Raw genomic sequence first — 18857 nt, 5'->3', positions numbered from 1 at the left:
TGTAGGGGGTGCAAACAATTCACTACTAAAAAAGGATCCAATAATGGCTCTCAAACTCGGTATCAATGGTTTCGGTCGTATCGGCCGTATGGTGTTCCGCGCTGCTGTGGAAAACTTCTCTAACGACATCCAGGTTGTTGGTATCAACGACCTCCTCACTGTCGACTACCTCGCATACATGCTGAAGTATGACTCCGTGCACGGCAAGTTCGAACACGAAGTTTCCTTCGAACAGGGCGAAAAGAACTACCTCATCGTTGATGGCAACAAGATCCAGATCTTCGCAGAACGCGATCCTCTGAACATCACTTGGGGCGCTCTCCAGGCTGACGTCGTTGTTGAATCCACCGGTTTCTTCCTGACCGACGAACTGGCTCGCAAGCACATCCAGGCTGGTGCCAAGAAGGTTATCATGTCTGCTCCTTCCAAGGACGCTACTCCGATGTTCGTCTACGGTGTTAACCACAACACCTATGCTGGCCAGGACATCATCTCTAACGCTTCCTGCACCACCAACTGCTTGGCTCCGATTTCCAAGGTTCTCGACGAAAAGTTCGGCATCGTACGTGGCCTCATGACCACCGTTCACGCTGCAACTGCTACTCAGAAGACTGTTGACGGTCCTTCCATGAAGGATTGGCGCGGTGGCCGTGGCATTCTCGAAAACATCATCCCGTCTTCCACCGGCGCTGCAAAGGCTGTTGGTAAGGTTCTCCCGCAGCTCAACGGCAAGCTCACTGGTATGTCCCTCCGCGTTCCTACCTCTGACGTTTCCTTCGTTGACCTGACTGCAGAACTCAAGACTGCTGCTACCTACGAAGAAATCTGCGCTGCTATGAAGGAAGCTTCTGAAAAGTGCGTTTGCGACGGCGGCCTGAAGGGCATCCTCGGTTACACCGACGAAGCTCTCGTTTCTACCGACTTCCGCAACGATGCTCGCACCTCCATCTTCGACGTCAAGGCTGGCATCCAGCTCGACCCGACCTTCGTGAAGGTTTGCGCTTGGTACGACAATGAATGGGGCTATTCCAACAAGGTTTGCGAAATGGCCAAGGTCATCACCAAGTAATTTTAAGCTTCTAGCTTAAGAAAACTTAAAGGAAACCCTCGTTGAAAAACGAGGGTTTTCTTTTTTTTATGCCGTTTTCGCGGGCCGGACTTGGCCTGGTTTAGGGCCGGCTTAGACTCGGCCCGGCTTAGACCGGCTAGGGCAGACTGAATAAAAAAAGCGTTCCTCCACTGGAGGAACGCTTCTTTTAAGCGATAAGAACCTGGCGCTTAGTTGTCTTCGTATTCAGAAGAGCCCCAGCCGTCAAGGTCACCAGCGGCACGGCCCAGGGTTGCTCCACCCAGGATCTCGTCGATGCCCTTGTCTTCGGATTCGTCTTCTTCTTCTTCGAAGATGGAGTTTTCTTCAAGCTCAACGTCTTCGTTAGGTACGATCGGTTCGTTGTCCAGGTCGTTATTAACCTTTTTACGTGCCATTTTTTCTCCTTGATGATGGCGTCTAAGATTTCTATCGCTATATATAACTCTTTTGTACAGAAAAAAACATTTTTTTTCTTACTTTTATAGAAATTTACACCATTATTAGAATCTATTACACTTCGGATCGCCGTTTTTGCCCTTATTGAAGTCCTTGCTGACGTCGCCGAGGGAACCTGCAATATCCAAACCGCCGAATTTTCCGCCGCCAGAAACCTGGTCCAGCTGATCTTCGTTCAGTTCGTCATCAGGATTTGCATTGCTGTTGGGATTGTTCTTGTTAATATAGTTTCATTCCAAATTAGACGGTCGTTAAAACTGCTCGAAGAACTTGTGGACCTCTTCGGGGACCCAGGTGTCTTCCCAGCCCCAGCCGATACCCATGTTGCCGGTGTCGTGGGCGGTCCACTGGTGGTTTCCGGGCCAGCTGCAGAACTTTACGGGGAATCGTTCGTCTACCGTGGTAAAGTCGTGGCAGGTGTGGCCCGTGCTGCCCTGGTTTTCGGCCATGATTTCGCCGCTGGCGTCGGTAAATTGGCTATCTCCGTCGGAGGCCTTGCCATTTTTCTTTAAAATTCGGGGGAGGGCGCTGTTCTTTGCCTTGTCGTAAAGGCAGCGGTCGTCGTTCTGGCCGTGAACATTCATCCAGGCCACGGGCAGGTTCTTGTCGGTACCCGCATCCTGGGGGAGCCAGATGTTGTAATCGGCCACGGCATAGGTGGCGGCGGCGCGGATACGTTCCTGGTAGTCCTGCATCAGGGAGTAAGAGAACATGGCTCCGAAACTAAAACCGGTAATGAACACGCGGCTGGTGTCGATACAGTAGTTGTCTTCGATGGTGGTGAGGGCCTGACCGAAGAAATCATGGTCTGCCTGACCCTGGTTCCACAGGCCATTTACCGCCTGGAGCGAGGCGAACATGTAGTTACCCTCGGTATCCTGGGCCTGCTGGCTGTAATAGGGAGTGGGGTGGTCGTAGTCCGGTGTGTGGTGGACGAAGTCCTCGGCGGAACTGCCGTAGCAGTGGAGGGCGATCAGCAGCTTGTAGGGCTTGGTATTGTCGTAATTCTTGGGCAGGGTGATAAAATATTCGCGGTAGGTACCGTTAACGTTGACCACATGATGCTCGCCATTTTCGACCAACTTGTCGGTCTTGAGGGTGGTTTCCCTGCCGCAACCCTTACTGGGAGTGGGGGCGTTCTTGAGGGCATAGCCGAATGCGTAGGAAGGCTCGGCAGGAACCGTTTCGGAAGAGGCGGGTTCCTCTTCGCTGGAGCTGGAAACCTCTTCGGAAGAACTTGAAATTTCTGCAATTTCGCTGGATGTGGGGGCCGGGTCTGCAATTTCGCCGGATTCGGAGCTTTCTGCCGGGACCGTATTTTCGCTAGGGTCGGGATTTTCGGCCGGAAACTGGTCTGCCGGGGTTTCGGGCTGGTTGACGCCGCTTTGCGGCTGTTCCTCTAATCCGGCAGAGGGATCAACCACAGGGTCGGCCGCATGAGGGGTGGAATCGTCGCTACAGGCCATGAACATGGCCAAACCCAAGGCGGAAAGCCCCGCCACAAAAGCTTTCTGGAAATTGTGCTTCACAAGAACTCCTTATTGTATCCCGGGCAAAAATTCGCCCAAATATAATCTACCCTAAAAAGAACCCCCTTAATCTGGCCGAACCAAAAATGCCATAGACGATTTGTCTATGGCATACCTTGGATGAACATCAGGTAAACAAGTGTTAACCTAGAAACATAATCGTAGGTTATACATATTTTATGATTTTGTAAGAAATTTGTTGTGTAAAAAAGCCCGGCCATTTTTTTTGATGGGCCGGGCGAACTCCTTTAATTAGTTTTGGGTTTAGGCTGCTTTCACTGCGGAGGCAACCACGGTTTTGTTTTCAGATTTTTCTTCTGTTTTTTCCTTGGCGTTTTGCTTGAGGGTTTGACGCAACTTGTAGACGGAACTGAATCGTTCGATGATTCCGTTGATATTGTTGACGAAGTTCAGGCAGTCTTCGTTACCTGATGCGCCAAGGCCTTCGGCGCCGGAGCACACGCGGTCGAAAATTTCGTTCAACTCATCGCGGGTGTGCTTGACCAGCTCCGTCTCGCGATTCCCCAAGGCGGCTGCGCGCTCGGCAGAAACCTCGATGAAACGCTCGTTGGCTTCCTTAAGCTGATCCAGGTAAACCTTGAAACCGCAAGCCTCCAGGGCGTTGGAATCCAGGGCGTAGCAACTCTCCACAATCCCCTTGATTATACCGCTAGTCTGATTCTGGGCAATTTTGTGGATGGTGGGAGCCTTGCTGAAGAACTCAACGATGTTTGCCGTTGTGTTCTGGATGACCGGATCCTGGCTGGGGAACTGCTGCAACCCCAGGGCGATACGTCGGCAGGCCACATAGATATCGGTGCGCTTGATATCAAGATCCTTGGTGGTTTCGAAGTTCTCGGTAGCGTTCAACTTTAACGCATCACTATATTTCTGGAATACATTTTCGTAGGCGGCTACGTTGTTTGAAAAGATGTCGGACGAAAGATACTTGGTGAATTTCAGACATTCGTAGTGGAAAGCGCGAACTTCTTCGTTGCGCATGCTATGGAAATTAATTCTTTTGATTTTGTTCATATTCTTAATCCTTTATATAAGAAAGTTTGTTTGTCTTTTTTAGGATAATTGTTCGAACATTTCCTTGTAAAAGAATGTACAAAAAAGTTTTCGCAAAAAACCACTTTTTTGGGGGGTGTTCCGTATGAACTGGCCATTTTGGCGTATGAATGAAGAAAAAAATGCATTTTTCTGATTTTTGATACTGAACAAATGAGTAAAATTTACAATAAACGCTGTTCAAATTAGCAGCTAAAAAGTGGGGAAAGTACGTTGTATTGCATCCAAAAGGGTGTCCCAAAAACGGGAAAGTGCCTCGGATTGTATCCCAAGGGAATTCATTACGCGGGATGGTGCGTCGGATTGCGTCCCAAGGCGAATTCATTACGCGGGAAAGTGCCTCGGATTGCATCCCAAGGCAAATCCATTACGCGGGAAAGTGTGTCGGATTGCATCCCAAGGCAAATCCATTGCACAGGATGGTGCATCGGATTGCATCCCAAGGCAAATCCATTACGCGGGAAAGTGCGTCGGATTGAATCCTATGGGTATCCCTTGCGCGGGATGGTGCTTCGGATTGAATCCAACGGACGGAGGTTTGCTCCTATATTTGGTATAGGAATCCAAGAAGGAGTTGCTTATGTCTAAATATGTAGTCAAGAACATTCAGTGTGGAATTCGAGGGCTTCCACAACATCTACAAGACGGATGAATCGGTGTATTCCCGCATGATGAACAAGGGTGCCGAAAGTGAAGGGTTATCTACATCGTGCGTTCCGACTGGGATGAAATCGACCGCTGCAAAAAGGAATGGATCGGCAAACCGCTAGATGAAATCGAAATCCCCAAATGCGACGCCGAACGCGCCTGGGAACAAGGCGTGGAGCTGGGGGAAGAGGAATAAGGCTAAGAGGGATAGTTGGGATTTGTTTAGGTCGTTTCGGGCGACCTTTTTTGTTGGAATTATGCTTCTTTGATGGGTGTGGTTAATTCATTGTTGTCACAAAATGAGCGAAACAAAAATATTTTCAAAAATATCCCCGTTTGTCCTGCTTTTTGATTATATTTATCTCTGTAAATCACAAATGGTACAAGACAAAATGTTTTTGAAAGACGTTGCTGTTATTAGAACAGGGGTCGTTCTAGCCCGAAAAAGGGCGAATTCCGACGAAATTGAGCAAATGGAGGACCTTGAGGGGGAAGCTCCAGAGTATCTTGCGTTGAACTTGAAGAGCGTTTCGGACTCCGGCGAAATTGACCCGTCAAAGGTAGAATATCTTTGCACCAAGGAGCCTTTGAGTGATGTGTTTTTGACGCATGAAGACGATATCTTGATTCGTTTGAGCGCCCCTTACACAACTATGTTGATTACAGGGGAACACACGAACCTTTTGGTTCCTTCCCATTTTGCGATTATTAGAGTCATTCCAGAAGAAGCGGATGCAGCCTTTGTTTTCCACTTTCTACAGGATAAATCTACAAAACAGCAAATTCTCCAGAATGCAAACGGATCTTCATTCCTGGGTACCATAAATTCGGGCTTCTTTGCGACTATCCAAATTCCGGATGTTCCGTTGGAAAAGCAAAAGATTATCGGCAATATGGTTCGCCAGGCAAAACTAGAACAGTTCTTACTAAAACATTTGGCAGAGAGGAAACTCCAACTGCGTCAGCTCACCATCGAAGCTGCCTACAAAAAGTTTAAAAAATAAGGGATAGAATAATGACTACAAAACAAAATATTGAAAAGGTTCTCTGGAATGCCTGCGACAGCTTCCGTGGTAAAATTGACAGCTCCCGTTATAAGGATTATATCCTTTCCATGCTGTTTGTCAAGTATCTGACCGATGTGTATGCGGAAACCCGTGAAAAGTATGTCAAGCAGTACAAGGGTGACGAACAGCGTGTTGCTCGTGCCATGAGTCGCGAACGTTTTGTGATGGAAGAATCTTCCTCGTTCACTTATCTCTACAACAATCGAAACGATTCCGAAATCGGTCAGAAGATTAATGTTGCCTTGGCTGCTATTGAAAACAACAATAGCGCAAAGCTTCACAATGTGTTCCGAGCCATCGACTTTAATTCTACAGTGGATTTTGGTGAGCCAAAGGAAAAGAATGCAATCCTCAAGAATCTTCTTGAAGATTTCAAGGATCTTGACTTACGACCTTCTCAGTTGAGTAGTGCCGATATTATCGGTGACGCCTACGAATATATGATTGCAAACTTTGCTTCGGATGCCGGCAAGAAAGGTGGCGAATTCTACACCCCGAGTAAGGTCTCTGAACTTGTGGCAAAACTTGTGCAGCCCAAGGAAAATGACCGAATTTATGATGGTACCTGCGGAAGTGGCGGCCTTTTGCTCAAGGGGTTCCATCAGGTTGAGAGCAAGAAGGTCCGTATTTATGGTCAGGAACAGAACATGCAGACATGGGCTCTCTGCCGCATGAACATGTTCCTCCATGGCGTTGATGACGCCGTAATCTGGCAGGGCGATACCATCGCGAACCCAGGCAATATCGAAAACGACAAACTGATGAAGTTCCAGTGCATTGTGGCCAATCCTCCGTTCTCCCTGGACAAATGGGATAGCGGTTTCCTTGGTGAAAATGCCGATAGCGATAAAAAAGCCAAGATGACGCCGGATATGGATCCTTACCGTCGTTTTGACTGGGGCATTCCTCCTACATCCAAGGGCGACTATGCGTTTGTGATGCACTACCTCCATAGCCTTGATGATGCCACTGGTCGTATGGGTATTGTGTTGCCTCACGGCGTCCTTTTCCGCGGCGCAAGCGAAGGCAAAATTCGCCAGACCATTATCGAAAAGTTCAATTTCCTTGATGCAGTGATTGGTCTTCCGGCAAACCTGTTCTATGGTGCAGGCATTCCTGCATGTATCCTGATTTTCCGCAAGAATCGCGGTTCCAACGACAAGGTTCTTTTTGTGGATGCAAGTGGTGAAGGTAACTTTGAAAAAGGCAAGAACCAGAATATCCTTCGCGATCAGGATGTGGCTCGTATCGTAGAAACCTACAAGAACTATCGTGAAAATCCTGACTTTGAGGGCGAAGATAAGTATAGCCATGTTGCAACTCTTGAAGAAATCAAGAACAATGACTATAACCTGAATATTCCTCGTTATGTAGATACCTTCGAAGAAGAAGAACTGATTGATATCAACAAGGTCCAGGATAATATCAAGTACATCGAAAAGGAACTTTCCAAGGTTCAGAAACGCATGGCCGATTACATGAAGGAACTGGGGTTGTAAACCATTTTCGTGAGTCCACGAAAATGGTAAGGAGAGAATATGGAAAAGAAACAGATTGAAGCCATTAAGGACACTTTCGATAAGTCTTTGCAGCATTACGAAAATACGGATATTGAATATTGGTTTGCTCGTGATATGATGAAACTGCTTGGCTATGAACGATGGGAAAATTTCGAGAAGGCTATTGAACGAGCTGTAACAGGGTGTAAAACAGCTGGAGGAGAACCTGAAAACCATTTTCGTGAGGTCACGAAAATGGTTGCGCTTGGAAGCGGTGCAAAAAGAGAAGTCAAGGACTTCATGCTGACGCGTTATGCTTGTTATTTGGTTGCGATGAATGGCGATCCTTCTAAGGAAGAAATTGCCTTTGCTCAAGGATATTTTGCAATCCAGACAAGAAAGCAAGAACTGATTGAAGAACGTGTAAATTACATAGAAAGAACCTTGGTTCGCAATCGTTTGAAGGAGTCTGAGAAACGACTTTCTCAAAACATTTATGAGCGAGGTGTTGATGATTCCGGCTTTGCTAGAATTCGTTCTCGTGGAGACCAGGCTTTGTTTGGAGGAAATACAACAAAGGCGATGAAGGCGAAGTATGGTGTTAGCGAAAACAGACCTTTAGCTGATTTTTTGCCCACGCTTACCATAGCAGCAAAAAATCTTGCAACAGAAATGACCAACGTTAATGTTGAAACCAAGGACTTGTTCGGAGAGCCTGCAATTACAAAAGAACATGTTCAAAATAATGTAGGCATTAGGGAATTGCTTGTTAATCGAGGCATCAAGCCAGAGGATTTACCTCCGTCTGAAGATATTAAGAAACTGGAACGACGTGCGAAAACACAGGATAAACAGGTTAAAATGTCAGGTGGCTTTCCTTCAGATGTTGAAAAATAGAGATTATCATTTTCGTGGGTTCACGAAAATGATAAGGAGATGGTATGGGTAAGGATTACCTTAAATTATTGCGTAAGAAGGTTAGTGATGGAGAGTCTCTCATTAGGAATGGATCTACAAGTACGAAGGGAAGATTTTGTGTTACATCGTGTGATAAAAGTTTGTTCCTGAAATGGGTATCGGATATACTGATTTTGTTTAACAAGGTTGGATGTGAAAAATCTATATATGCTGAACAAATCCAGAAATACACCAAGGTGAATTTTGCAAACTTTGAATATGTAAATGACGTTTTAGGACAGCTAAATGGTGCTATTTCTGCTTTAGAAGAAGGTCTTATAGTTTGTGACGATACTGCTCAAGAACTTTCTTGTAAGTTATTAGAAAACATCTTCAATAAATTTGCTCGCGTCGCGAGGCAATTGCGCACTCGTCATGACAATAGAGAAACCTTAACTATAAAAGACGAATATGATGTGCAGGATTTATTGCATGCTTTGTTGGTCTTACATTTTGATGATGTTCGCGATGAGGAATGGACTCCTTCGTATGCAGGAGGTTGTGAACGAATGGATTTCTTGCTAAAAGATTTACAAACGGTTATTGAAGTGAAAAAGACCCGTCCTTCCATGTCAAAAAAGGAATTAGGCGAAGAGCTTATTGTAGACATTGAAAAGTATAAAGTTCATCCGGATTGTAAACAACTGTACTGTTTCGTGTACGATCCAGATGGATATTTAGGCAACTCTATTGGCATAAAAAATGATTTAGAAAAAAATCACGATGGATTTGTGAAGATTTTTATTAAACCGGAAATTTAAAAAGAGGATGATTGTGAATAATATAGATTGGATAAATATATTAAGCTTAGCTGGAACGGCTTTGGTATCAGGTTTAATCGCTACTTTGGTTACGTTATATTGGCAAAGTAAAACAGCTTCGAAAAATCAAAAATTAAAAATATTTGAAGTCGTAATGCATTATCGTTATGATATTGCTGCGGAAGAAAATGTGAAAGCATTAAATACTGTTGATGTATTCTTTTATAAGAATCAATCCGTACGTAAAGCATATGCCAATTTTATTGCGGAGACTAATAAGGGACAAAACGCAAATATAGCAGACAAATATTTACGATTGTTGGAAGAAATGGCAAGGTCTTTAGGATTAAAAAACATTCGATGGGAATGTATAAAAAATTATTATTATCCAACAGGTCTCGCAAACAGAATAAAGGCAACAACAGATCTTATTAATACACAAATTATAAGTAATGTCGAAATAGCAAAATATCATCATGATAGAAATGAATCTGATGGAAGTGATTTGTTACCCAAAATTCCCGTTACACCAAGAGGAAATGTAAAATGACTCCTGAGATTGAGAAACGAATTAAGTTGGTGAAGGCGGGGAAGGTCCCGGCTGGTTATAAGAGAACTAAGATTGGGATTGTTCCGAAAGAATGGCAAACAGTATTATTGGGTACTCTTTTTTCAGACAGGAACGAGAGTAATTGTTCTTCAATGGAATTACTTTCTATTACAGCAGATAAAGGAATTATTCCTCGTTCCGAAATTGAAGGAAAGGATAATTCTAGTGAGGATAAGAGCAAATATAAACGAGTTTATGTTGGAGATATAGCGTATAATACAATGCGTATGTGGCAAGGGGTTTCTGCCTTATCTTTATATGAAGGAATTGTTAGTCCGGCATATACAGTTTTGAATCCCATAAAAAGCATTTGTGTTCCGTATTTTTCTTATTTATTTAAAATGAAATCCTTGATAAACTGCTTTTATAGAAATTCACAAGGGCTTGTCGATGATACTAGATCTTTGAAATATGAGTGGTTTAAAAAAATTGAGGTAGACACTCCTTCAAAGAGGGAACAGGAAAAGATTGCGGAGATTTTGGCTGCGCAGGATCGGGTGATTGAACTGAAGGAAAATCTTATTGCCGAAAAACAGACTCAAAAAAATTATTTGATGGATCAATTATTTTCTGGTCAAAAAAGATTGGTTGGAAAAACGGAATCATTTGTTTCTAGTGCCATAGGCTCTGTTCCAAGTGATTGGAAACTATTTTTATTTGAAACACTTTTTGATGTGTGTAAAGAGCATACGGAAAATTTGATAGAGTATCCTTTATACAGTTTGACGATAGAGAATGGTGTGACTCCAAAGACAGAGCGCTATGAAAGGCAACATCTTGTAAAAAAAGAAAATGTCTATAAAATTCTTAAGCCGAAGTATTTTGCTTACAACCCGATGAATATTCGTTTCGGAGCAATAGGTTTGCATAAGAAAGAGTTTCCTGTTGCGGTTTCCGGTTACTATGATACATTTACATGCAAAGATCCTTCTATTTTAATTTTTATGGAACATTTCTTAAAATCAGATGCTATGCTAAATTATTACGATAAAGTTTCAACAGGATCTCTTATAGAGAAAAAAAGGGTTCATTTATCTCAATTTTTAAGTTTTGAATTACCGTTACCCTCAATAGAGGAAATGAGGGCTATTGCTAAGGTTCTCTCTACTGCTGATGAAGAAATTTCCCTTTTGCAGAAGGATCTTGAACAGGAAAAACTGAAGAAAAAATCCCTAATGCAGTTGTTGCTTACTGGACTTGTACGTGTTTCTGCTTAGTTATTCGAATTTACTTTTAGAGGTGCCTTATGAGTTTCAAAAATCAGTCAGACATCATGTTGGAAGATAATATCAGCAAGTATCCTGCCATAGAATTGCTGACAAAGCTAGGCTATACTTTTATCTCTCGTGAAGAATGCGAACAGAAGCGCGGAACTCTCTACAATGTTCTTTTGAAGGATGTGCTTCGTAAGCAACTTCAGAAGATGAATACCTTTGAATATGGTGGCGTAAATTATCGATTCTCTCCCGAAAATGTAGAGAAGGCCATCAACGACCTTGATGTTCCTCTTACCGAAGGGCTCGTTAAGACTAGCGAGCGTATTTACGACGCCTTGATGCTCGGTAAAAGTTACCCAGAAACTCTTACGGATGGCACTACCAAAAGCTTCAATCTCAAGTATATCGACTGGGAAAACTTTGAAAATAATGTCTTCCATGTAACAGAAGAATTCCAGTGCGAAAGCTGGGATAAACGAAATAACGCCCGACCGGATATAGTCCTATTTGTAAATGGAATCCCTTTTGCTGTCATTGAATGTAAGGCTCCGACCATTAGTGAAGACCAAGCTGTAGAGCAGAACATAAGAAACCAGGGCAAGGATTACATTCCGCAATTGTTCAAGTTCACCCAGATTCTGGTGGCAACAAACAAGAATAAGGTGAAATACGCTACAACAGGAACCGGAAAGAAATACTGGAATGTGTGGCGAGAACAAAATCAAGAATGGCAAAGTAAGCTGGTGGAACAGCATGTTGTCAAACGGGAACCCACCGAACAAGACCGCATTTTGGTTTCATTATTTGATCATGAAAGACTTCGCAAGTTTGCGAAGTATTTTGTGCTTTATGACGGCAAGATAAAAAAGATATGTCGTTACCAGCAGTTCTTTGCTGTTGAAGAAATTATCAAGACCATCAACCAGAATGATGAAGAAGGAAACCGTCAGAGCGGTTTCATTTGGCACACCCAGGGAAGTGGCAAGTCCTTGACCATGGTCATGGTGGCTAAATATATCCTTGAAGAAATGAGTTCCTGTAACCCCAAGGTGATTATCGTTACAGACCGTAAGGAACTGGATAAGCAGATTGCCAATACATTCTCCCATACAAGACTTTCTCCCACACGAGCTACCAGTGGCAAGAACCTTTGTGACTTGATTAATGAAGGTTCTGCTGATGTTATCACCTCGATTATCAACAAGTTCAATACGGTTGAAAATCAGGGCATAAAGAACAAGTCTAGGGATATTTTCGTACTAGTTGATGAAAGCCATCGTTCCAATTATGGTTCGTTGGCCGCCAAGATGCGTATTGTGTTCCCGCATGGTTGTTACATTGGTTTCACCGGAACTCCTCTTTTGAAAAATGAAAAGACCAAACTGAAATTTGGTAAAATCATCCATAAATATACCATTAAGGATGGTGTGGAAGACGGAGCTATTGTTCCTTTGATTTATGAAGGCCGCTTTGTTGAGCAAGATGTTGATGAAAAGAATATCGACCTATGGTTTGACATGGTTACAAAAAAGTTGAGCAAGGCTCAAATCATAGACCTGAAGAACAAGTGGAGTAGCATTCAAAAACTCACATCTAGCGATACTCGTATTAAACGCGTTTCTATTGATATTTACCAGCATTTTATGGATAACTTTAAGGCTTCTGGCTTTAAAGCAATGTTGGCATGTAACTTTAAGCGTGACGCGATCCGCTACAAGGCTGTGTTTGATCAATTATGCGATATTACAACGGAAGTGGTGATTTCAGCGCCGGATATGCGTGAAGGTCACGAAGATATCGACGAAAGTAACGATAGTCTTGTTCAGGGCTTTTGGAAAAAGATGATGGATCGTTACGACAATGCTGATGATTATGAGGATTCCTTAAAGAACAAGTTTATTGATGGTGAAATCGACATTCTCATAGTCTGTAGCAAGCTGCTGACGGGTTTTGATGCCCCGAGAACTCAAGTCCTTTATATCGATAAGGAACTGAAGGAACATGGCTTGTTGCAGGCTATTGCAAGAACGAACCGTCTTTATGACGGCAAGGACTTTGGTTTGATTGTTGATTATCGTGGATTGATCGGTAATCTTGATGAAGCCATGGAAATGTATAGCGGCGCGGGTCTTGAAAACTTTGACAAGGAAGATATCAAAGGCGTTGTCGTTGATGTAATGTCCTATGTTTCTCGGCTCCGTGAATCTTATTCTCAATTGTGCGATATTTTCTCTTCCCTGAAAAATAAGCGAGATGAAGAGGAAATAGAATTGTTGCTTGCCGATGGCGATATTCGCGAAAACTTCTATAACGCTCTTTGCCTTTTTGGTCGTCGATTGACCATGGTGCTGAATTCCGAGAAGGCGTTCATAGCCTTTGACCGAGAGGAAATTGAAGAATATCAGTCTGCGTTTATTTTCTTCTCCAAGGTTCGTCGCTGCGTAAAGATTCGCTATGCCGATGCCATAGACAATTCTGTTTATGAAAAACAGATGCAGAATTTGCTTGATACTTATATGTCTGTGGGTGATGTTCAGCAAATTTATGAACCGGTAGATATTCTGGATAAGCCGGCGTTTGAAAAAGCTGTGGAAAAAATGGAATCCCCGCGTGCCAAGGCGGATGCTATTGCATCACATTTGACGAAAAGTATTCAGTTGAACCACGATGAACATCCTGAATGGTACGAAAGCTTCTCCAAACGAATCAAGAAGGCTCTGGAAGCCTTTAAGCAGAAACTCCTTGATGAAGCTCAGTATTTAAAGGAAATGAAGGAGATTCTTAAGGATTATCGCGAAGGAAATTCTGGCACGAGCTATCCTGACGAAATCAAGGGAAGTCCCCATGCAGAAGCATTCTATGGCGTAATTTGTGCGGAATTGGTAAAAGCCATAGATATGGATGCCAATCGTTTTGTCGTTACTGAAATTGCCCGGGAAGTAACGTCTGTTGTTCAGAACAATGTTAGTGTTGACTGGCAGAATAATACGGACATTCACAATCGCATTCGCCAGGATATTGATGATTTGTTCTTTGATATGGAAGAAAAATATGAATTGAAGGTTGACTTTGATGTCATTGACAAAATTGCCGAAAATGTTATTACCGTTGCTTTGAGGCGCTTTAAATGATTCGGATTGTCGAAACCGATTTAGGGCAAATCAGCTACAATTTGGAACGCAAGGATGTAAAGAACATCAATTTGCGTGTTAGAGCTGATTTGACGGTTTATGTTTCTGCTGCCAAAAGTGTTCCAGTTAAGAAAATTGACGAATTAGTATTCAATCGTGCAAACTACATTTTCAAAGCTCTTGCAGAATTTAAAAAGTCTGCGGAACATAAGAACGCGACAAAGCAATTCGTTGATGGAGAATCTGTTGAATTCTTGGGCCATAATCTTCGTTTAAAAGTCGTTCAGGATATGAATCGCCATGTAGAATGTGATGGCAGCTTTGTAACCTTATTTGTGAAAGATCCAAAGAATTATTTGGAAAAATGCAATCTGTTGAATCGCTGGCTTCGTGCCGAATTCAAAAAACTGATTGAAGAAATTTGCATCGCATATTATCCTAAGTTTAAGAAATATGGGGTCGAGTATCCTAAAATTCAGTTTCGAACCATGATTTCCAGGTGGGGGAGTTGTCAAAAGAAAAGCAATTCATTGACTTTCAATACAGCATTGGTTGCTGCACCTAGATCAAGTATTGAGTACGTCGTGATGCATGAATTCACCCATTTATTGCACCCGAATCATTCAAAGAAATTCTACCAGCAGCTATCAACATTTATGCCCGATTGGGAAGAAAGAAAGAAAAGACTGGAGGAGGGGAGATGAAGTTAGCATTAGTATCATTTACAATCTCTTTGATTTTATTTTGGACGGTTAATATACCGTTGTTTTTATTTGGCTCTATTTTGTCAGCTACCCATTTTTGTAAGCTTCCCCATAATCAGTTCATTATTACTGAAAATATATATTAAAAAATGTGTGGGTTCCTCTTGATATGAGTACCGAATTACAAGACGTTTCGGAAAGATATCCTAATTGATAGTCGAGGATTTGTTATCTTTGGAATATGAATTTCCGTGTTATTAGCCTATTGGCCGTGTTGGTTGCTCTATTTATTGGCTGTTCTACACCCACTGTTCCTTGCGATAAGGATTGCGAAGAAGACGAAGATTACTCAGCTCCGTCCCATAAGAATAATGGGTCGTCTACTCCTTCAAAAAATGAGAATAAGGGGTTTGTTTGTGATGGCCGTGTTTACTGCAGCCAAATGACAAGTTATGAAGAGGCTCTGTTCTTCATAAGAAATTGCCCCGGCACAAAGATGGATGGCGACGGCGACGGCGTTCCTTGCGAAAGCCAATTCGGAAGATGATTTGCCGAAATTTTAAGCAAGAAGGCCACCCCTAAAGGGTGGCCTTTTCTATATGGTTTGCGGTTCTAGTCTGCGAAACCCCAATTATTGCATTTCCTTCTGCAGTTCAAGAACTTCTGCTTCGGATAGTCCGGTGAACTCAACGATTTCTGCAATCGGCTTTTCTTTTTCGAACATCCTACGCGCGACAGCCACCTTTTCTTCTACCCGTCCCTTCTTGTAGCGAATGTTCAGTTCCTGTTCGAGAGTCATATAAGCCTTCCTTTTTCTGCTTAATATAAACAGGGGTTCTTTGCGCAGTCAAGTGGCACAAATTAGGGCAAATTCTTACCCTAATTTGGGGCTATTGACGTCTGTTTTGGGGTGGTGTATATTTTACCCGTATTTCACCAATCCTTGCGACAGTCGACATAGACTTGCATAAGTCCGTACGTGCATTCGCGGCAAGGCTCATTAACCATCTGGTTGATGTTGTTGGATAGCTGGCAGGAGACGCAGCCTGCTCATTACGTAAGCCAGGGAATACCCCTGCCAACAACAGTGCTAGAACATCACAAAATCAGAAGAATGCTATCGATCATTTTCCCGACGTGGGGAAAATGATGGTTTTAACGTACAGAGGATATATGCAATATACAGAAATAGGGTGCGTGGATATTTGGCTTGACGAAATAGTCCCATGCCTTAAGGATAATGAAACCGGCGAGATAAAGGAAACTGCTGTTTTTAAGATAGAGAGCAGGTCTTTTCTAGACAATTTTACAGAGGAAAAAGGGTGGGGGATAGACTGGAATAAGATTCCCAAGGAAATTGATGTATTTGCCCTTGGATTAAAAGATTCAGGAGAAATTCAGGGGCTTGTAGCTGTTAAAAATGAACCTGAATCCAAGGTTGTTCAGTTGCATTGGGCGTGTACAGCTCCTAGGAATAACAAGCATCTGTTTGGTTCGCAAAGGTATGCTGGTGTCGGAGGTCATCTTTTCGCCATTGCGGTGGATATGTCGATTAAATGGGGATATGAGGGATATGTTTATGGCTATGCTCTTAACAAAGAATTGTTAAATCACTATATTGAAGTTCTAGGGTGCTTCTTTGTCGGTATCCGCCACCCTTATCACTTCCTCTTGGAGCCTAAGTCTGCAAGGAAACTTTTGGAGAATTACACCTATGAGTGGAAATGAAAAGACGATGAATTTGGCTGACAATCATGGTGAATATGTGGCGAACATTGACCCTTACAAGGTGGCTCCATCTTGCCGATATGATCATCGTGCCTTGGTTGCGTATGCAGAACAAGTCGGCAAGTCAATAAACGACCTCTCATTAGAGGAAAAAGCTCAATTCATTGAGAGATAGTTTGCAAAAAATGATTATCTTTCTTACAAAGGAAGATAATCTATGTCTCTCTACGACGAAAATGCCTACGAACAGTGCCTTAATGAAGAGAAGAAACTTGATGACGAAAAGCGCAAGGCCGAACGTATCAAAAGGATGCGTGGCTGGCTTGGAGTGAAGGGCGCGGTTACCGGGGGAGGTCACCCCGATGATAACGGCCCCCTGCTTTATGGTGACGGCCATTCCGGCTGGAACCGTTAACTTCTAGTGATTTACAAGGCATTCCTTTGCCAGGACGCCCATGATGTTGCCGCCATCTACGATGGTGCAGGTGATGGTCGCCTTGTTCCCTTTTACCAGGGTGGCCAGGTCTTTTTTGGCCGAGGTGGGGAAGATGGCCTTGATGGTTTTTGAGCCCAGGATTCCGCAGTTGTTGATGTGAACCGTCGAAAAGAGGAGCATGTCGTTGACGGATTCCACGCATCCCGAGAAAGAGACCCGCTTTTCGTTGAACATTTCGCCGGCGCGGATTTCGTTGTCGTTGAATTCCTTGAGCAGTGTCTTTGCAGTGGTGGTGATGGACCCGTTTGCGTTGTGGATGATGGCGTCGGGATTGGGTTTCGAATCTTCGTACACGGTGACTGCCATGGATACGCAGACCGCGATAATCAATACCAGCACGATTCCCACGATAATTGCGATCTTGAACCAGATCGCTTTCTTTTTTGCAGGTACTGGGCGAGGCAGGGGGCTCTTTTGCGGAGTCCCGCAGTGAGGGCAATACTCGTGCCCTTCACCGATATCCCTTGCACATCGTATACAGTATCGCATACCGATTAATATAAATCCAAAAAGTCTGAATTGTACTGTTTGCTGTATTCCAATCTTAAATGGGATTTGGCTTTTTTCTATCTTTACCCTTGTATGAATTATCTCGTAGACGAAAAGAAGAATGGTGAACGTATCGACAAGTTCCTTGTTGGCGTTCTTGAAAATGTTTCCCGTACCGATGTGCAGAAGATGATCGCTGCCGGCGAAGTGAAGGTGGGTGGGGTGGCCACTCCCAAGAACTTCCGTGTAGAAACGGGTATGGTGGTGGTTTGCGGTGAAGTTCCCGAAAAGGAAGCCTCTACCCTGGAACCGGAAGAAATTCCTCTGGATATCGTTTACGAAGATGACGATATTGTGGTGATCAACAAGCCTCGTAATCTGGTGGTGCATCCGGGTGCCGGCGTAAAGGGCGGTACCTTGGCCAACGGTTTGCTGTACCATTTCAAGGAAAACCTTTCTACCATCAATGGCGCTCTGCGCCCGGGTATTGTCCATCGTTTGGATAAGGACACTCCGGGTTTGATGGTGGTTGCCAAAAATGACAACGCTCACCGTCATCTGGCACATCAGTTGGAAACCCGCACTTTGCACCGCACCTATAACGCTCTGGTGTGGGGCCATGTTCGCGACTTGGAAGGTACTATCGATGCGCCCATTGGTCGTAATCCCAAGAACCGCTTGAAGATGGCTGTGGTCAATGGCGGCAAGGAAAGCCGTACCCATTATACCGCCAAGAAGTTCTTTAATTTTGCAACCCTTCTGGAACTGCAGCTGGAATCCGGCCGTACTCACCAGATCCGCGTGCATAGCCGTTACATGGGCCACCCTGTGGTGGGCGATCCCTTGTACGATGGTCGCGAAGGTTGCCTGAACCGCGTGTCTCCCTTGATGCGCGAATATGCAGAACAGGTTCTGGAAATTGCTCCGGCCCAGTTGCTGCAGGCTGTGAAGATTGAACTGATTCACCCGACTACCGGCAAGAAGATGAAGTTCAAGGTTCCTCTGGAAAAGCCTTTCGACAAGGTGCTGAAACTCTTGAAGAAGGAATGCCCCGAAGACGCTCCCAACTTCTCTGAAGACGATACCGCCTTCCGCGAACTGGATCCCGAAATGCGTTTTGAGGACGAGGGCGATTACATCGACGAATACGAAAGCGACGAACTCCTGGCCATCACTCCGGAAGAAGCTGCTCCTTATAAGGAACGTAAGACTCGTGCCCAGCGTTTTGCTGAACGTAAGGAACGTGCCGCTGCCCGTAAGGCCAAGGCTGCCGAACGCAAGCTCATCAAGCAGATGAAGGCCGCCCGCAAGAAGGGAATTGCCAAGGAAGACTTCGTAGAACCCGGTTACGAACCCACAATCGATCCGAACCTTTTATAATTGGCGCAGGAGCCACCTGAA

19 protein-coding genes and 1 pseudogene are annotated in these 18857 nt (G+C 44.0%); 15 read left to right on the top strand and 5 right to left on the bottom strand.

Going from position 1 to position 18857, the window contains the following annotated elements; all coding sequences use genetic code 11:
- Positions 1-43: 43 nt before the first annotated feature.
- Positions 44-1069: a type I glyceraldehyde-3-phosphate dehydrogenase gene (gene gap, locus B7992_RS04980; RefSeq protein ID WP_073160653.1), complete on the top strand. Its 1026-nt coding sequence runs from the start codon at positions 44-46 to the stop codon at positions 1067-1069.
- Between the two features lie 209 nt (positions 1070-1278).
- On the opposite strand, the gene B7992_RS04975 is transcribed toward gap, so the two are convergent.
- The 3 genes from B7992_RS04975 to B7992_RS04965 form a co-directional block, all read right to left on the bottom strand.
- Positions 1279-1485 carry a hypothetical protein gene (locus B7992_RS04975; RefSeq protein WP_073160655.1) on the bottom strand — a complete coding sequence of 69 codons (207 nt, stop codon included), beginning with the start codon at positions 1483-1485 and terminating at the stop codon, positions 1279-1281.
- A gap of 312 nt (positions 1486-1797) precedes the next feature.
- Positions 1798-3075: a PHB depolymerase family esterase gene (locus B7992_RS04970; protein WP_254917621.1), complete on the bottom strand. Its 1278-nt coding sequence runs from the start codon at positions 3073-3075 to the stop codon at positions 1798-1800.
- A 264-nt stretch (positions 3076-3339) separates the two neighbouring features.
- The gene (locus B7992_RS04965) at positions 3340-4110 is read right to left on the bottom strand and encodes a DUF6261 family protein (protein WP_088665710.1); all 771 of its coding nucleotides are present in this window, start codon (positions 4108-4110) and stop codon (positions 3340-3342) included.
- A gap of 748 nt (positions 4111-4858) precedes the next feature.
- Between B7992_RS04965 and B7992_RS17105 the strand changes: the two genes are divergently transcribed.
- The 10 genes and pseudogenes from B7992_RS17105 to B7992_RS17370 form a co-directional block, all read left to right on the top strand.
- Positions 4859-4993, top strand: coding sequence for a hypothetical protein (locus B7992_RS17105; protein WP_254917620.1), 135 nt, complete (start codon positions 4859-4861; stop codon positions 4991-4993).
- A 103-nt stretch (positions 4994-5096) separates the two neighbouring features.
- Positions 5097-5801 carry a restriction endonuclease subunit S gene (locus tag B7992_RS04960; protein ID WP_088665709.1) on the top strand — a complete coding sequence of 235 codons (705 nt, stop codon included), beginning with the start codon at positions 5097-5099 and terminating at the stop codon, positions 5799-5801.
- Positions 5802-5812: 11 nt separating this feature from the next.
- The gene (locus B7992_RS04955) at positions 5813-7363 is read left to right on the top strand and encodes a type I restriction-modification system subunit M (RefSeq protein WP_088665708.1); all 1551 of its coding nucleotides are present in this window, start codon (positions 5813-5815) and stop codon (positions 7361-7363) included.
- A 39-nt stretch (positions 7364-7402) separates the two neighbouring features.
- Positions 7403-8260, top strand: coding sequence for a DNA damage-inducible protein D (gene dinD / locus B7992_RS04950; protein ID WP_088665707.1), 858 nt, complete (start codon positions 7403-7405; stop codon positions 8258-8260).
- A gap of 44 nt (positions 8261-8304) precedes the next feature.
- Complete coding sequence (locus tag B7992_RS16555) at positions 8305-9081, top strand: hypothetical protein (RefSeq protein ID WP_176421856.1); 777 nt, start codon at positions 8305-8307, stop codon at positions 9079-9081.
- Between the two features lie 13 nt (positions 9082-9094).
- Entirely contained in the window at positions 9095-9631 is a 537-nt protein-coding gene (locus tag B7992_RS04940) for a DUF6680 family protein (RefSeq protein WP_141100376.1), read from the top strand.
- Positions 9628-10908 (top strand): restriction endonuclease subunit S, encoded by a 1281-nt coding sequence (locus B7992_RS04935; RefSeq protein ID WP_088665705.1) that lies wholly within the window; start codon positions 9628-9630, stop codon positions 10906-10908. Before B7992_RS04940 ends, B7992_RS04935 begins: the two co-directional genes overlap by 4 nt.
- A 29-nt stretch (positions 10909-10937) precedes the next feature.
- Positions 10938-14039 (top strand): type I restriction endonuclease subunit R, encoded by a 3102-nt coding sequence (locus tag B7992_RS04930; protein WP_088665704.1) that lies wholly within the window; start codon positions 10938-10940, stop codon positions 14037-14039.
- Positions 14036-14743 (top strand): M48 family metallopeptidase, encoded by a 708-nt coding sequence (locus B7992_RS04925; protein WP_088665703.1) that lies wholly within the window; start codon positions 14036-14038, stop codon positions 14741-14743. Before B7992_RS04930 ends, B7992_RS04925 begins: the two co-directional genes overlap by 4 nt.
- A 394-nt stretch (positions 14744-15137) precedes the next feature.
- A pseudogene (locus B7992_RS17370) lies at positions 15138-15290 on the top strand (excalibur calcium-binding domain-containing protein); the annotation flags it as partial.
- 84 nt (positions 15291-15374) lie between these two features.
- Here the strand turns inward: B7992_RS17370 and B7992_RS16550 are convergent.
- Entirely contained in the window at positions 15375-15542 is a 168-nt protein-coding gene (locus B7992_RS16550) for a hypothetical protein (RefSeq protein ID WP_175549686.1), read from the bottom strand.
- Positions 15543-15916: 374 nt separating this feature from the next.
- On the opposite strand from B7992_RS16550, the gene B7992_RS04915 reads away from it, so the two are divergent.
- From B7992_RS04915 to B7992_RS04905, 3 genes are read left to right on the top strand one after another with little or no spacing between them, the layout of a single operon-like run.
- Positions 15917-16471 carry a hypothetical protein gene (locus B7992_RS04915; protein WP_073235432.1) on the top strand — a complete coding sequence of 185 codons (555 nt, stop codon included), beginning with the start codon at positions 15917-15919 and terminating at the stop codon, positions 16469-16471.
- Positions 16458-16646, top strand: coding sequence for a hypothetical protein (locus B7992_RS04910; protein ID WP_073235281.1), 189 nt, complete (start codon positions 16458-16460; stop codon positions 16644-16646). Before B7992_RS04915 ends, B7992_RS04910 begins: the two co-directional genes overlap by 14 nt.
- A 42-nt stretch (positions 16647-16688) precedes the next feature.
- A complete protein-coding gene (locus tag B7992_RS04905; RefSeq protein WP_073235284.1) occupies positions 16689-16886 on the top strand; it encodes a hypothetical protein in 198 nt (65 codons plus the stop codon).
- Positions 16887-16889: 3 nt separating this feature from the next.
- Here the strand turns inward: B7992_RS04905 and B7992_RS04900 are convergent, their stop codons facing one another.
- Positions 16890-17456 carry a hypothetical protein gene (locus tag B7992_RS04900; RefSeq protein WP_088665702.1) on the bottom strand — a complete coding sequence of 189 codons (567 nt, stop codon included), beginning with the start codon at positions 17454-17456 and terminating at the stop codon, positions 16890-16892.
- A gap of 93 nt (positions 17457-17549) precedes the next feature.
- Between B7992_RS04900 and B7992_RS04895 the strand changes: the two genes are divergently transcribed.
- Positions 17550-18836 carry an RluA family pseudouridine synthase gene (locus B7992_RS04895; RefSeq protein WP_073161619.1) on the top strand — a complete coding sequence of 429 codons (1287 nt, stop codon included), beginning with the start codon at positions 17550-17552 and terminating at the stop codon, positions 18834-18836.
- Positions 18837-18857: the final 21 nt, after the last annotated feature.

It is taken from the genome of Fibrobacter sp. UWH1 (assembly GCF_002210365.1).
GTDB lineage: Bacteria > Fibrobacterota > Fibrobacteria > Fibrobacterales > Fibrobacteraceae > Fibrobacter.
The sequence above is the reverse complement of the archived record's forward strand: the minus strand, read 5'-3'. Positions and strand labels throughout refer to the sequence as shown.